Consider the following 15204-nt stretch of genomic DNA (forward strand, 5'->3'; position numbering starts at 1 on the left):
AGCTCGCCCCAGTGCCCGCGGGCGCCGCCGTCAGCGGGTGAAGGGCGAGGCCGGCAGTCGCGCGCCCTGTTCGGTGATCAGGGCGTCGACCAGGCCCGCCGGGGTGACGTCGAACGCCGGGTTGTGCGCGCGGGCGCCCGGTGGGGCGACGCGGCGGCCGGCGACGAGCAGGACCTCGTCCTCCGGGCGCTGCTCGATGGGCATGGCCGCGCTTCCCGCCGACTCCTCGTCGACGGTCGAGGCGCTGGCGGCGACGACGAACGGGACGCCGGCGTGCGCGCAGGCGAGCGCCACCCCGAGCGTGCCGATCTTGTTCGCGACGTCGCCGTTGGCGGCGATCCGGTCGGCCCCGACGATCGCGACGTCGACCAGCCCGCCGACGATGGCGCTGGCGGCGGCACCGTCGACCTGGACCCGGTAGTCGATGCCGGCCTGGGCCAGCTCCCAGGCGATGAGGCGGCTGCCCTGCAGCAGCGGGCGGGTCTCGTCCACGTAGACCAGCTCCAGGCGGCCGCGGGCGTGCAGCTCGCGGATGATGCCGAGGGCGGTGCCCCAGGCGGCGGTGGCCAGCGCCCCGGTGTTGCAGTGGGTCAGCACCCGCAGCGGCCGGTCGCCGAGCCGGGCGAGGATCCAGTCGGCGCCGTGCCGGCCGATCGCCCGGTTCGCCCGCTCGTCGGCGTCGGCGAGCGCGCCGCCGACGGCGACGACGGCGTCGAGCCCGTCGTCGATCGTGGCGTAGGCCGCGTCGACGCCCTGGGCGAGCGCCACGGCGGTTGGCCTGGCAGCGCGCAGCCGGCCGACCGCCGCGGTGAACGTGGAGCCGTCCCAGCCCTCCCGGGCGGCCTGCACGATCGCGAGCGCGACGCCGTACGCGCCGGCGATCCCCAGCGCCGGTGCCCCGCGCACCGCGAGCCGGCGGATCGCGGCGATCAGGTCGTCGACCCGGTGGATCTCGAGGTCGGCGAGCTGGTCCGGAAGCAGCGTCTGATCGAGCAACCGGATCGAGCCGCCGGCCCACACGACCGGCCGGAGCGCCGGGGCCGCCCGGTCAGCGGAGCGGGACCGGCGCGCGGCCGACGGGCTGCCCGGCCGGGGCACCGCGACCGGGCTGTCGGGCATGGTGTTGCGGGGCGGCTGCGCGGGCGGGGGCGGCGGTGGCCACCGGTGCGGCGGCCGGGCGCTAGGACGGGCCGCCCGAGGCGGCAGCGGACCGTCCTCCGGTTCCGGGATCGACGGCTGCGACATGGCGGCACTATGCGGACCGGGCCGTGGGCTGGTCAAGGCGCGCCGTCCGCGCCCTCCCCGCGGGTAGCGTCGGTGAGCCGTTTGGGGGTGCCTTGACGGCGGTTTCGCGCTGGCCGGACGATCGGTGCGACGGGCCGGCCCGAACGACCGGCCGGTGCCGCGGCCCGAGGAGGCACGGATGACCGCCCTGACGACCTGGTCGGCGAGCGACCCGACGACGGCCACGGGCTCGACCGTCGACCGGCCCGAGATCGAGTCGGTGTTGGGCGCGCTCGGCTTCCGGCTGGAGCGCTGGCCGGTGACGCCCGGGCTCGCGCCCGGTGCGCCGGCCGAGGACGTGCTGGCCGCGTACCGCGACCTGATCGAGGCGCTGGTCGACGCGGAGGGTTTCGCCCAGGTCGACGTCGCCGCGCTGCACCCGACCGCGCAGGCGACCTTCGCGGCGACGGCGGCCGCCGCCCGGGCGAAGTTCCTGGCCGAGCACATCCACGCCGAGGACGAGGTCCGGTTCTTCGCCGCCGGCAGGGGCGTCTTCTACCTGCACACCAGGGACGAGGCCTGCGGCGAGGAGGTGCACGCCGTGCTGTGCGAGGCCGGCGACCTGCTCTTCGTCCCCGCCGGCACCACCCACTGGTTCGACATGGGCACGCTGCCCGCCTTCACGGCGGTCCGGTTCTTCCGTGACCCCGACGGCTGGGTCGGCGAGTTCACCGGCAGCGACATCGCCACTCGTTTCCCCGACTTCGACGCGCTCGCGGCCCAGGCGGATGCCGTCGTGGCGGGGGCGTGACGGCCTCGGCTGGCCTTGAGCGTGCCGACGGCGTCACTGCGGTGGTCGTCGACATCGAGGGAACCACCAGCCCGACGGCGGCGGTGGTCGGGACGCTCTACCCGTATGCCCGGGCCCGGCTGGCCGGCTGGCTGGCCGGCCACGCGGACGACCCGCAGACGTGCCGGGCCGTCGCGCAGGTGCGTGAGCTGCTCGGTGAGCCGGCCGCGGATCTCGCCCGGGTCATCGCCACGCTCGACGACTGGCTCGCGCGTGACGTGAAGGCCGCCCCGCTGAAGACCCTCCAGGGCCAGATCTGGGCGGCGGGGTTCGCCGCCGGCGAGCTGACCGGCGTGCTGTTCGGCGACGTCGCGCCCGCGCTGCGCCGCTGGCACGCGGCCGGCATCCGACTGGCCGTCTACTCGTCCGGCTCGGCCGTCGCCCAGCAGGCCTGGTTCGGCCGCGCCGCCGCCCTCGACCCTGCTGCCCTCGACCCTGCTGCCCTCGACCCTGCCAGCCTCGACTCCGCCGGCTGGACAGGTCGAGAGCGGCCCGACGACCTGGGCCCGCTGCTGTCCGCGCACTTCGACCTGGACACCGCGGGGCCGAAGACAGCGGAGCGCTCATACGCGCGGATCGCCGCCGCACTGAACGCCCAGCCCGACCGGCTGCTGTTCCTGACCGACCGGCCGGCCGAGCTCGACGCCGCGCGCGCCGCCGGCTGGCGGGTGGTCGGGGTCGCCCGGCCCGGCGAGCCCTACGCCGCGGCGCTCGCCGGCTACCCGTGTGTCGTGTCCTTCGCGGACCTGTCACTAACCGCGGCCTGAACGGACTCCGACCGGCGGAGCGCGTCCTGCTCGAAGGCACGGTGGCCCCACGGGAATGCGCACGAACGGCGTCTCCTTAAAGGGGCGTAATGGCAACTGATTTCCTGACCGCCGATAGGACGCCTTGCCGGCTGGCCCTATGACCGGCAGCTTCGGGCCACCGAGTCGGGTGACGTTGCCTACATCGCGGCCGCGTGTGATTTCGATGACAGCGCCACCGGGCGTATGCGAGCTGTGTACGGGTCGAAACTCACGTCGGTGCTCCCACCACAGCCGGCCGTCTCTGTGGGATGGTCGATGAGAACGACGCGGAAACGAGCGCACACTCTGGCAGACGGCGGAGCGCACCTGTCCCGGCGGCCCCGCTGGAAGCCTTGGTACATATGTGGAGAGGAATTGTGACCGCGAACACTTTCGCCACCACTGACAGCCCGGCGGAGGGCGGCGTCTACCGGCACCGCGTCCTGGTCATCGGCTCCGGGTTCGGTGGGCTGTTCGCCGCGCAGGCACTGCGAAGTGCCTGGGCCGACGTCACCCTGGTCGCCAAGACCTCCCACCATCTGTTCCAGCCACTGCTTTATCAGGTGGCGACCGGCATCCTGTCAGAGGGCGAGATCGCTCCGCCGACCCGCGAGGTGCTGCGTCGTCAGCGCAATGCCCGGGTCGTGCTCGGCGAGGTCACCAACATCGACCTCGCGGAGCGGACCGTCACGTCCGAGCTGATCGGCCGCACGACGGTGCACCACTACGACAGCCTGATCGTGGCCGCCGGCGCCGGGCAGTCCTATTTCGGCAACGATCAGTTTGCTGAGCATGCGCCCGGCATGAAGAGCATCGACGACGCTCTCGAGCTGCGTGGCCGGATTCTCGGCATGTTCGAGCTGGCCGAAGCGTCGACCGACCCGGCCGATATCGAGCGGCTGCTCACCTTCGTCGTCGTCGGCGCCGGCCCCACCGGAGTGGAGATGGCCGGCCAGATCGCCGAGCTCGCTCACCGGACGCTGCGCCGGGATTTCCGGAACATTGATCCCCATAAGGCGCGCATTGTCCTGTTGGACGCCGCGCCCGCGGTGCTCCCCGCGTTCGGCGACAAGCTCGGTGACTACGCCGTGAAGCGGCTGGAGAAACTGGGCGTCGACGTACAACTCGGCGCGATGGTCACCGACGTCGACGCGACCGGCATCGAGGTCAAGGACGCGGGCGGCGGCAAGCGGCGGATCGAGTCGGTCTGCAAGGTGTGGGCCGCCGGTGTGCAGGCCAATCCGCTCGGCAGGCAACTGGCCGACCAGTCGGGCGCCGGGCTTGACCGGGCCGGTCGGATCGAGGTCGAGCCGGACCTGACGCTGCCCGGCTACCCCGAGGTGTACGTCGTCGGCGACATGATCTCGTTGAACCGGCTGCCCGGGGTCGCCCAGGTCGCCATTCAGGGTGGTCGGCATGCCGCCCGCGACATCCGGGCCCGGATCAACGGCCGGCAGACCGGGAAGAAGTTCAAGTACCACGACAAGGGCAGCATGGCGACGATCTCGCGGTTCAGCGCGGTCGCCAGCATCGGCAGGCTGAAGCTGACCGGCTTCGTCGCCTGGCTGATGTGGCTCGCGGTGCACCTCGTCTACATCATCGGGTTCAAGCACCGGGTCACGACGCTGCTGCACTGGGCGGTCAGCTTCGTCGGGCGGGGCCGTTCGGAACGGACGGTCACCCATCAGCAGATCTTCGCCCGGACGGCGATCAGCCGCCTCGGTGAGGATTTCGCGCCGACGTTGCCGCCGAGCCCCGATGGTCGTCCGTCCTGGAGCGGGAACGTCAGCGCCCTCGTTCCCGGGCCGGCAGAGCCCGCGGACGCCAAGGAGCCTGAACCGGCGGCCTCCAGCGCGGTCTGATCTTCTCCTCGACGGGTGTCCCGTGGCCCTGGTCGGTTGGATGCCGGTGATCACCGGCCATGACCGCGGGTCTGGCTTCCTCAAGTCCTAGTGCCGACACCGCCGAGGTCCGCCCGTCGCCTTGATCGCTGTTTGCACCCTCTGGTGGCTCTGAAACAGGCCCGGATACGACCGGCAGAGGGCCGAAATGGCGATCATGGGGACGCCGGGACGGGCGAACTTGCCGGAGGCGGCACTACCCCGTGGTGGTTCGCGGGCATCGTCTGATGACCATGGGCGACCTCTTCTGGGAGACGGCGGCGGCCGTCCGGCACCTGGTGCTGACGTAGTCCCGCCGGGACTGGCCCAAGATATTGCCTTGACCCATTTCGGCCAGGGCGCGACGCTCGCCGGTACGGGAATACCCGGCAGAGGCCGTTCGCTGCGCCAGAGGGCATTCCGTGCCCAGGTCGCGGTCGGCGGCCGACCGCGGATCGGTTGGTGTATGAGACCGTCTGTAGGCGGAGAGACCCGACCTCGAACCGCCTCAGCCTCGAATCGGAGAGCCTCGTCGCCGTGACATCGTCGCCAGCCGTGCAGCCGGCCGGTCCGCCGGCCGTCGGCTCCGGCCAGTCGGTCGCGTCCGGTGACGCGGTTGAAGGTGACGCGGTTGAAGCGGTGGACTCCCCGAACCGGCCGGCCTCCGGTGGCCGCAAGCCGGCCGAGGGCGCCGGGCGGCCGAACCGGAAGCGTCGGCCAGGGCGTTCCGGCGGCGAGGCCGGAGCGGGCCGCGGGCCTGCGGCGCGGCGGGAACGGGACGGTGGGCGGCCCATCGAACTGGGCGCCGCCGAACGCGCGGAGCTCGCTGGCCTGTCGGCTCGGCTGCCGGCGCTGATGCTGCGCGACGGGCACCGGCTGGCGCGCCGGTTGGACGCGATCCGCCACGATGCGGATGCCGAGGCGCGGGCGCGGGCGATCCACGCGGTCACCGACGACGTCGAAACCGCCGAGATCAGGATCGTGCTACGCCGGGACGCGGTGCCGGCGCTGAAGTACCCGGCCGAGCTGCCCGTCAGCCAGCGCAAGGACGAGATCCTCGCGGCTATCCGGGACAACCAGGTCGTCATCGTCGCCGGCGAGACCGGATCGGGAAAGACGACGCAGATCCCGAAGATCTGCCTGGAGCTCGGCCGTGGCATCACCGGCCTGATCGGGCACACTCAACCCCGGCGGCTGGCCGCCCGGACGGTTGCCGACCGCATCGCCGAGGAGACCGGCGCCGGGAGCCTGGGCGGGATCATCGGCTACCAGGTGCGGTTCACCGACCAGGTCGGCGACGACACCCTGGTCAAGCTGATGACGGACGGCATCCTGCTCGCCGAGCTCGGTACCGACCGGCTGCTGCGGCAGTACGACACTCTGATCATCGACGAGGCGCACGAGCGCAGCCTCAACATCGACTTCATTCTCGGCTACCTGCGCCGGATCCTGCCGCGCCGGCCGGACCTGAAGGTCGTCATCACGTCGGCGACGATCGAGACCGAGCGATTCTCCAAGCATTTCGGCGACGCACCGATCATCGAGGTGTCCGGGCGTACGTACCCGGTCGAGGTCCGTTACCGGCCGGTGGTTGACCCCGACGACCCGCAGGCGGACCCGGACCGGGATGTCGTCACCGCGATCTGTGACGCCGTGGACGAGCTGTCGGCCGAGGGGCTGGGCGACGTCCTGGTGTTCCTGTCCGGTGAGCGGGAGATCCGGGACACCGCGGACGCCCTCGCGCGCCGGCCCAGCAAAGAGCTCCTGCCGCGCGAGATCCTCCCGTTGTACGCGCGGCTGTCCGCGGCCGAGCAGCATCGGGTCTTCCAGCCGCATCCGGGCCGCCGCATCGTGCTCGCGACGAACGTCGCCGAGACCTCGCTGACTGTTCCCGGCATCAAGTACGTGGTCGACGCGGGCACCGCTCGGGTCTCCCGGTACAGCCACCGCCTCAAGGTTCAGCGATTGCCGATCGAGCCGGTGTCGCAGGCCTCGGCGAACCAGCGGGCCGGCCGATGCGGACGGACGTCCGACGGCATCTGCGTCCGGCTCTATGCCGAGGACGACTTCGACGCCAGGCCCGAGTACACCGACCCGGAGATCCTGCGCACGAACCTCGCGTCGGTGATCCTCTCGATGGCGTCGCTCGGGCTCGGCGAGGTGGCCGACTACCCGTTCCTCGACCCGCCCGACTCCCGCCAGGTCACCGACGGCCTGGCGCTGTTGCACGAGCTCGGCGCCTTCGAGGAGGTCCGCGCCCGTCGGACCCCGGCCGAGACCGCACCCGCCAGCCTGGCTGTACCCGCCGGCTCGGAGGCATCCTCCGGCGCGGCCGCACCTGCCAGCCCGGCTGCACCCGCAGGCTCGGCTGGGTCGGCGGACGCTGGGGCGAGGGCCGGCGAGGACCGGACACCGCGCCTGACGCCGCTCGGGCGGCGGCTCGCCCGGCTGCCGATCGACCCGCGGCTCGCCCGGATGATCCTGGCCGCCGACGAGCAGGGCGCGCTGGCCGAGATTCTGATCATTACGGCGGCGCTTGCGGTCGGCGACGTCCGGGAACGCCCCGCGGACGCCCAGCAGGCCGCGACCGAGAAACACGCGCGGTTCACCGAGCCGACCTCGGACTTCCACGGCTACCTGAACCTGTGGAACTACCTGCGGGAAAAGGCCGCCGAGCTGAGCTCGAACCAGTTCCGCCGGCTGTGCCGCGCCGAGTACCTGCATTACCTGCGCGTCCGGGAGTGGCAGGACGTCCACAGCCAGCTGCGCCAGGCGGCCCGGTCTCTCGGCCTGTCCACCAACGCGGTCCCCGCGAGTCCGCAGCAGGTGCACGCCGCGCTGCTCACCGGGCTGCTCTCGCACATCGGCCTGTTCGACCCGGAGAAGCGTGACTACGCGGGGGCCCGCGGCGCCCGGTTCGCGGTGTTCCCCGGCTCCGCGTTGTTCAAGAAGCCGCCGCGCTGGGTCGTCGCCGCCGAGCTGGTCGAGACCTCCCGGCTGTGGGGTCGCGTCGCGGCGAAGATCGAGCCTGAGTGGGTCGAGCCGCTGGCCGGGCACCTGATCCGCCGGTCGTACAGCGAGCCGCACTGGTCGCGCCGGTCCGCGGCCGTGCTCGCCACCGAGAAGGTGACGCTGTACGGCGTACCGATCGTCGCGGCCCGGTCGGTGAACTACAGCGGGATCGACCCGCCGCTGTGCCGGGAGCTGTTCATCCGTCATGCCCTCGTAGAGGGCGACTGGGAGACGAAGCACGCGTTCTTCGGCGAGAACAACCGGCTGCTTTCCGACGCGGCGGATCTGGAGCACCGCGCCCGCCGCCGCGACATCGTCGTCGACGATCAGACGATCTTCGATTTCTATGACGCGCGGATTCCGGCGGACGTCGTCTCCGGGCGGCATTTCGACGCCTGGTGGAAGAAGACTCGTCCGCACACGCCCGGCCTGCTCACGTTTGACCCGGCGATGTTGGTCTCGGAGACCGCCAAGGGAGTGCGGGCCGACGATTTTCCGGACTCCTGGCCGGCCGGCCGCGACAGCGAGCACCGTGTCTCGCTGACCTACCAGTTCGAGCCCGGCTCGGCGGCCGACGGCGTGACGGCGCACATTCCGCTCGCCATCCTCAACCAGGTCGAGCCGGACGGCTTCTCCTGGCAGGTACCCGGACTGCGCGAGGACCTCGTCACCGAGCTGATCCGGTCGCTGCCGAAGGCCCTGCGGCGCAGCTACGTGCCCGCGCCGAACTACGCCCGCGCGGTGCTGGGGCGGGTCGGCCCCGCGGACGGCCCGCTGCTGGCCGTCCTCGAGCGCGAGCTCAACCGGATCGGCGGTGGCACCACCGTGTCCCGCGCAGACCTGGACCTCGACCGGCTGCCGCCGCACCTGCGCATCACCTTCCGGGTCTACGACGGAACCGGCGGCGGACGGACCAGCGGCGGACAGACGGGCGATGAGGCCGGACAGACTGGCCGGGACGGCCGCGGCGAAGACCGTCGCCAGAAGTCGACCGAGTCGGCGCGGCGCACACTTGCCGAGGGCAAGGACCTCGACGAGCTGAAGCGCACGCTGGCGCCCAAGCTGACCGCGGCGGTGTCGGCGGCCGGCGGCAACCTGGAACGCACCGGCCTGACCGGCTGGGGCGACCTCGGCACCATCCCGCACACCGTCGAGCGCAGATCGGGCCGTCACCAGGTCCGAGGCTTCCCGGCGCTGGTGGCCGAGCCCGGCGGCGCCGCGCTGCGCGTGCTGGCGACCGAGGCGGACGCGGCCCGCGCCCACCCGCTCGGCACCCGCGCGCTGCTGCTCGCCTCCGTCGCGTCGCCGATCCGGTACATCAACACCCAGCTGTCCAACGCGACCAAGCTGGCGCTGCGTCATCACCCGCACGAGAGCGTCGGCGCGCTGCTGGACGACGCCATCGCGGCGGCGGCCGATGCGCTGATCACCGAGTCAGGCGGCCCGGTCTGGGACGAGTCCAGCTTCGAGCGCCTTCGCGACGAGGTGCGCGCCGAGCTGCCCGAGCGCTCCCTCGCCGTCGTCCGCGCCGCCGAACGGGTGTTGACGCTTGCGCACGACGTCGAGACCCGGATCGACGCCTTGACGGGTCGTCCGACTGCCGCCCGGGCGGCGGGGCGTCCGATGCAGGTGACCGACCTGCGCTCGCTGGGCTCCGCGTTCGCCGCCACTCAGGGCGGCAAGACCCAGAGCGCGAAGAGCCAGAATGGCAAGGCCCAGGGTGCCGCCAACCTGAGCCCCGCGCTCACGGCGAGCATCGAGGACCTGCGCCGCCAGCTCGCCGAGCTGGTCTACCCCGGCTTTCTCGCCGGCGCCGGTGCCGACCGCCTCGACGATCTGGCCCGCTACCTGACGGGCGCGCTGCGCCGGCTCGACCGGCTCCCGGCCGATGCCACCGCCGAACAGCCGAAGCTCGCCAAGGTCACCCGTGTTCGGACCGCGTACGACGAGCTGTCGGCCGATCTTCTCCCGCCCGGGACCGCGCCCGGTCCTGACCTGATGCGGATCCGCTGGATGATCGAGGAACTGCGGATCAGCCTCTTCGCGCAGACCCTCCGCACCCCGTACCCGGTCTCGGAGGAGCGCCTCTACCGGTCCATGGACGAGCTCGCCCCCTGATCAACCAGATCATGGCGCCGACCAGATCATGGCGCGGAACTCGTGCCGCCGGCTCTGGTGGTCGGTAGCGTGCCCGATCGGGGTCTACCCGGGAGGTACTGGTGCCGACGGCAACCGTGAACGGGATCGAGATCTACTTCGAGCGACACGGCGAGGGGCCGCGCCTGCTGTTCGTCAACGGGTCAGGGGCGACCCTGGCGCGGTTGGGGCCGTTGCTGGACATCCTGGCGGCCCAGTTCGACCTGCTGGCCCATGACCAGCGGGGCCTCGGGAAGACGGAGATTCCGTCGGGTCAGTACTCGATGGCCGACTACGCGGCCGACATCGCCGGACTGCTCGACCATGTCGGCTGGGACAGCTGTCGGGTCATGGGTGTCAGCTTCGGCGGGATGGTCGCGCAGGAGTACGCGGTGACCTGGCCGAAGCGGGTCGAGCGGCTCGCGCTGCTGTGCACGTCGCCCGGCGGGGTGGGCCGTTCGTCGTATCCGCTGCACGAGCTGGAGCGCCTCGACCCGGCGGACCGCGCCGCCCGGGCTACCCAGCTGCTCGACAGCCGGTTCACGCCCGAATGGCTAGCCGAGCATCCTGGCGACCGGATGATGGTCGAGGGCTTCGCCGGCGGCGGGATGACGGCCGGACTGACCGAGGAACAGCGTCGGGGCGCGGCCGCGCAGCTCGACGCCCGCCGCTTTCACGACGTCTTCGACCGGCTCGACCGGATCACGTGCCCCACCCTGGTCGCGGCCGGCCGTTACGACGGCATCGCGCCCGTCTCCAACAGCGAGGCGATCGTCGCCGCCATCCCGGGCGCCGAGCTGCGCGTCTACGACGGCGGCCACGCCTTCTTCGCGCAGGACCCGGCGGCCCTCCCGGAGGTGCTCGCGTTCCTGAGCGGCACCCAAGCCGCCAGCGCAGCAGGATGATCGCCGCTTCAGCGAGCCGCTCCACCCGTCATGATCGCGGTTTTGGCCCTGGTGTGGTTGTAAAAACGTCCTGATCGCAACCATTCGAGGGCTGAAACAGCGATCATGACGGGCTGGCCCGGCCCGGCCGGGCCGGGCCAGCCGGCCGACCCGGGGAGGTCTCGGCGATCAGCGCACGTGCAGCCGCTTCAGGACGCCCAGGGTGTGCGTGAGCACCGTGGCATAGCGTTCCTGGCTCAGGAAGCTCGGCGGGTCGAAACCGAGCAGACGCTGGGTGGCGACGGTCTGCGGCTCGGTGAGCTTGAGCAGGCCGTCCGCGCCGTGCCGGCGGCCGAGCCCGGACGACTTCATCCCGCCCATCGGCGCGCCCTGCGAGCCGTAGGTCGCCGCGTAGCCCTCGTTGACGTTGACGGAGCCCGCCTCGATCCGGGCCGCGGCCGCGCGGGCCCGGCCGAGGTCGCGGCTCCAGACGCTGGCGTTCAGGCCGTACTCGGTGTCGTTGGCCGCGGCGACGGCCGCGTCGTCACCATCGACCGGGTAGACCGCGACGACGGGCCCGAACGTCTCGTCGCGGTAGAGGGCCATGTCCGGGGTCACGTCGGTGAGCACGGTGGGCTCGTGGAACAGCGGGCCGAGGTCCGGCCGGGCCTTCCCGCCGACGAGGACGGTCGCGCCCTTGCCGACGGCGTCGTCCAGGTGCGCGCGGACGGCGTCGAGCTGGCGCTGGTAGGTCAGCGAGCCGACGTCCGCGGTGTAGTCGAGCGCGGCGCCGAGCCGCAGGCCCTCGATCTCGGTGACGAAGACCCTGACGAACGCGTCGTGGACCGACCGGTCGACGTAGATCCGTTCGATCGAGATGCACAGCTGACCGGCGTTGCTGAAGCAGGCCCGAATCGCGCCCTTCGCAGCCTTCGTCACGTCCGCGTCGGCGAGCACGACCATCGGGTTCTTCCCGCCGAGCTCCAACGAGCAGCCGATCAGCCGGGCCCCGGCCCGCGCGGCGATCGCCCGGCCGGCGGCGGTGGAGCCCGTGAAGGCGACGAAGTCCGCGCAGTCGATGAGCGGGTCGCCGACGACGTCGCGGCTGCCCACCACGATCTGCCAGACGCTCGGCGGCAGGCCGGCCTCGATCGCGAGCGAGCGCAGCCACAGCGCCGAGAGCGCCGTCTGCGTGTCCGGCTTCTGGACGACCGCGTTGCCGGCCACCAGGGCGGGCAGCACGTCGTCGGACAGCGCGAGCGGGTAGTTCCACGGCGTGATCACGCAGACGACGCCCTTGGGACGCCTTGCCTCGATGGCGCGGGTAAGTACCGGGAACGCGCCGGCTCGACGCTTCGGCGCGAGCAGCCGCGGCGCGCGCCGGCCGAAGTACAGGGCACAGACCGCGGTCTCGAGCACCTCCTCGAACGCGTGCGCACGGGCCTTGCCGGTCTCCCACTGCAGGATGTCGAGCGCCTCGTCCTGCCGGCTCAGCACCAGGTCGTGCAGCCGGATCAGCACGGCGGCCCGCTCCCGGACCGGAGTCGCGGCCCAGGCCGGCTGCGCGGTCCGCGCCGCGGCATAGGCCGCCGCCACGTCGCCGGTGCTCGCCTGGGGCAGCGAGACCAGGGGCTCGCCGGTGAACGGGGCCGGCACGTCGACCGCCTCGCCGGTCGCGGTGACGCCGTCGACCAGCTGCTTGAGCAGTACCGGGTCCAGCCGGCGTGCCGGGCCGGTGACCCGTCCCGCGGCGGCGAACGTCCCCGTGTCGCCCTGCGCCGAGGTGGTGCTCGCTGGCGTCGTGGCGGTCATTGCTCCTCCAGACAAGCCGGCCCGGGTGGGGCGACGGGTGCGCCTCCAGGCAGAAGCGACGGGCGCGCCGGCCGCGTCGAGCGGCTCTACCGGACGGTAACCACATCTCGCGACCAACGCCACGCCCGCCGGCGCGCCCTGCCGTTCATACCGCTTCCGCGACCCCCGGCCCGACCGTCAGCTCGTCCTTCCCCTACCCGTCCGGGGTGCCGCGGCGCCCCGGATCCTCAGTCCCGGCGTCCAGACTCGGATGGCTCGCGAGCCGGCGCACGATCGCGGCCGAGGCGATCGCGTGACCAGCGGCGTTCGCGTGTATCCGGTCACTGGCGAAGATCTCCGGATCCGACGCCCGAGGATGGTGGTGGGTGTCGACATGCAGCCCGCCGACCTGGGCCGCGACGGCCGCGGTGATCCGGTCGAGCTCGTCGAACCGGTCGGTCATCGTCGCTGCGAAACGCGGCGACGCGGCCCCGGAACGGGCCAGGTCGAACATGCCGATGGTCACCACCAGGACCCCGTGGTCCGCGAGCGGCCCGGCGATCTCCAGCAGTCCCTGCCAGGCCCGGTCGGGTGTGTAGTCGGGTTGCAGCGCGTCGTTGCCGCCGGCGACCACCAGCGCGAGGTCGGGCCGGAAGCTCAGCGCCGCCGGCAGCTGGCCGTCGCGCACGTCCCGCAGGCTGGCCCAGGCGGCGCCCAGGTTGCGGTACCGGAAGCCGGGCCGCTCCAGCGCGGCGGCCACGCGGTCGGCGAAGCACTGGTCCCGGTAACCGGGCCGCGGCTCGCGCACACCCGCGGCGACGCTGTCGCCCAGCACCGCCAGCCGCCGCCACGGCGCGCCGCGCAGCAGCCACGCCTCGGCCGCTGGGGCGAGGCAATCGGGGTCCGCGCGTTCCAGAGTGTCGTCGAGGACGGTCATACAGCGGCCCCAGGGGTGGCCGGGGCGGCGGCGGTCTCATCGACGGCCGCGCGCGGCGCGGGTGGGACCTGGCCGGGGCTGGCCGGACCGGGCCGGGGGCGGCGCAGCCGCAGGCCCACGACGGCGACGGCGGCACACAGCGCGGCCATCAACCAGTAGACGTCACGGAACGGGGCGAGCCCGCCCGCCGGCCGGTCCAGCAGCAGCGCCGTCGCCGCGACGCCGAGCGAGCCGCCGACCTGGCGGGCGGCGACGTTCAGGCCGACCGCCGCGGCGAACCGGCGAGGCTCGACGGCCAGCGCGGCCGCGCTGGACACCCCGACGCTGGCCGCGCCGCTCCCGGCGCCGCGGCCGCCCCCGGCCGGCGGCCGGGGGGGCGCGGGGGGGGCCCCCCCCCGCCGCCCCCCCGCCCCCCCCCCCCCCGGGCCCGGGCACCGACGTCTGCGTGGTCGGCGCCGGCCCGGCGGGGCTGCTGCTCGGGCTCCTGCTCGCCCGCTCGGGGGTACGGGTGACGGTGCTGGAGAAGCACCCCGACTTCCTGCGCGACTTCCGCGGCGACACGGTCCACCCGTCGACGCTCGACGTGCTCGACGAGCTCGGCCTCGCCGACCGGGTCGCCGAGCTGCCGGGCCGGCGGGTCCGCGAGCTGACCGCGTCCTACGCCGACGGCACCTTCCGGGTCGCCGACTTCACCCGGCTGCGGGTGGCCCACCCGTACGTGCTCTTCCTGCCGCAGTGGGACCTGTTGGAGATGCTCGCGGCCGCCGCCGCCGAGTACCCCGGCTTCACGCTGCTGCGCTCCCACGAGGTCACCGACCTGCTGTTCGACGCCGCGGACGGGCCGGCCCGCGGCGTCGTCGCGCGGTCCGCGGCCGGCCGGCGGGTCGAGGTGCGGGCCCGGTTGGTGGTCGCCGCCGACGGCCGTCGCTCGGCGGTCCGCGCGGCGCTCGTCCGGGCCGGCCGCGGCCTGCCGCTGCGCGAGTTCGGGGCGCCGATGGACGTGCTGTGGTTCCGGGTGCCGCGCTGGCCGGAGGACCCGGAGGGCCTCGCGGCCCGGATCGGCGCCGGCCGGCTGCTCATCATGATCGACCGGGGCCACTACTGGCAGACGGCGTACGTGATCCCGAAGGACGGCCGGGAGGCGGTCCTCGCCGCCGGGCTCGACGCTCTGCGGGCCACGGTCATAGAGCTGGCACCGTGGCTGCGCGGCCGGGTCGGCGCCGTCGCCGACTGGGACGACGTCAGCTTCCTGGAGGTGCGGGTGGACCGGCTGCGACGCTGGCACTCCCCCGGCGTGCTGCTGATCGGCGACGCGGCGCACGCGATGTCACCAGTCGGCGGCGTCGGCATCAACCTCGCGGTCCAGGACGCCGTCGCCGCGGCCCGGATGCTCGCCGAACCGCTGCGTGCCGGCGCGGGCGCGGCTGAGCTGACACCCGTGCTCGCCCGGCTCCAGCGCCGGCGGATGGTCCCGACCATGGGCACGCAGTTGCTGCAGCGGTGGGCCGCCCGCGGCGTGATCGGCCCGACGCTGCGCGCGGACGTCCCCGTCCGGGCGCCGTCCGCCGTCCGTCTGATGGACCGCCTGCCGTTCCTGCGCGGCCTGCCGGCCCGGCTCGTCGGCGTCGGCCTGCTGCCGGAACGGGTGCCGCCGGCCGCCCGGCCCAGGACGGCGCCCCAGCAGGTGCCCACGGCTCCGTAG

At 73.3% G+C, this 15204-nt stretch carries 10 protein-coding genes; 6 read left to right on the top strand and 4 right to left on the bottom strand.

Annotated elements, in window-relative coordinates; genetic code table 11:
• Positions 1–30: 30 nt before the first annotated feature.
• Entirely contained in the window at positions 31–1245 is a 1215-nt protein-coding gene (mtnA, locus tag I6A60_RS20555; protein WP_238435853.1) for an S-methyl-5-thioribose-1-phosphate isomerase, read from the bottom strand.
• A 178-nt stretch (positions 1246–1423) separates the two neighbouring features.
• Here mtnA and I6A60_RS20560 point away from each other — a divergent pair, with 178 nt between their 5' ends.
• The 5 genes from I6A60_RS20560 to I6A60_RS20580 all read left to right on the top strand — a co-directional run bounded on the left by I6A60_RS20560 (position 1424) and on the right by I6A60_RS20580 (position 10795).
• Positions 1424–2035: an acireductone dioxygenase gene (locus I6A60_RS20560; protein WP_203021688.1), complete on the top strand. Its 612-nt coding sequence runs from the start codon at positions 1424–1426 to the stop codon at positions 2033–2035.
• Positions 2032–2841, top strand: coding sequence for an acireductone synthase (gene mtnC, locus I6A60_RS20565; protein ID WP_203021687.1), 810 nt, complete (start codon positions 2032–2034; stop codon positions 2839–2841). Before I6A60_RS20560 ends, mtnC begins: the two co-directional genes overlap by 4 nt.
• A 383-nt stretch (positions 2842–3224) precedes the next feature.
• Positions 3225–4724, top strand: a complete 1500-nt coding sequence (locus I6A60_RS20570) for an NAD(P)/FAD-dependent oxidoreductase (RefSeq protein ID WP_238435854.1) — start codon at positions 3225–3227, stop codon at positions 4722–4724.
• Positions 4725–5540: 816 nt separating this feature from the next.
• The gene (hrpA, locus tag I6A60_RS20575) at positions 5541–9872 is read left to right on the top strand and encodes an ATP-dependent RNA helicase HrpA (protein WP_255545278.1); all 4332 of its coding nucleotides are present in this window, start codon (positions 5541–5543) and stop codon (positions 9870–9872) included.
• A 101-nt stretch (positions 9873–9973) separates the two neighbouring features.
• Positions 9974–10795: an alpha/beta fold hydrolase gene (locus I6A60_RS20580; RefSeq protein ID WP_203021685.1), complete on the top strand. Its 822-nt coding sequence runs from the start codon at positions 9974–9976 to the stop codon at positions 10793–10795.
• Positions 10796–10963: 168 nt separating this feature from the next.
• Here the strand turns inward: I6A60_RS20580 and I6A60_RS20585 are convergent, their stop codons facing one another.
• The 3 genes from I6A60_RS20585 to I6A60_RS20595 form a co-directional block, all read right to left on the bottom strand.
• Complete coding sequence (locus I6A60_RS20585) at positions 10964–12586, bottom strand: succinic semialdehyde dehydrogenase (RefSeq protein WP_203019501.1); 1623 nt, start codon at positions 12584–12586, stop codon at positions 10964–10966.
• Positions 12587–12779: 193 nt separating this feature from the next.
• Positions 12780–13502, bottom strand: coding sequence for an SGNH/GDSL hydrolase family protein (locus tag I6A60_RS20590; protein ID WP_203019499.1), 723 nt, complete (start codon positions 13500–13502; stop codon positions 12780–12782).
• Positions 13499–13819 (bottom strand): hypothetical protein, encoded by a 321-nt coding sequence (locus I6A60_RS20595; protein WP_238435855.1) that lies wholly within the window; start codon positions 13817–13819, stop codon positions 13499–13501. Before I6A60_RS20595 ends, I6A60_RS20590 begins: the two co-directional genes overlap by 4 nt.
• 128 nt (positions 13820–13947) lie before the next feature.
• Here I6A60_RS20595 and I6A60_RS20600 point away from each other — a divergent pair, with 128 nt between their 5' ends.
• Positions 13948–15204: an FAD-dependent oxidoreductase gene (locus I6A60_RS20600; RefSeq protein ID WP_203055670.1), complete on the top strand. Its 1257-nt coding sequence runs from the start codon at positions 13948–13950 to the stop codon at positions 15202–15204.

This window comes from Frankia sp. AgB1.9 (genome assembly GCF_016786355.1).
Classification (GTDB): Bacteria; Actinomycetota; Actinomycetes; order Frankiales; family Frankiaceae; genus Pseudofrankia.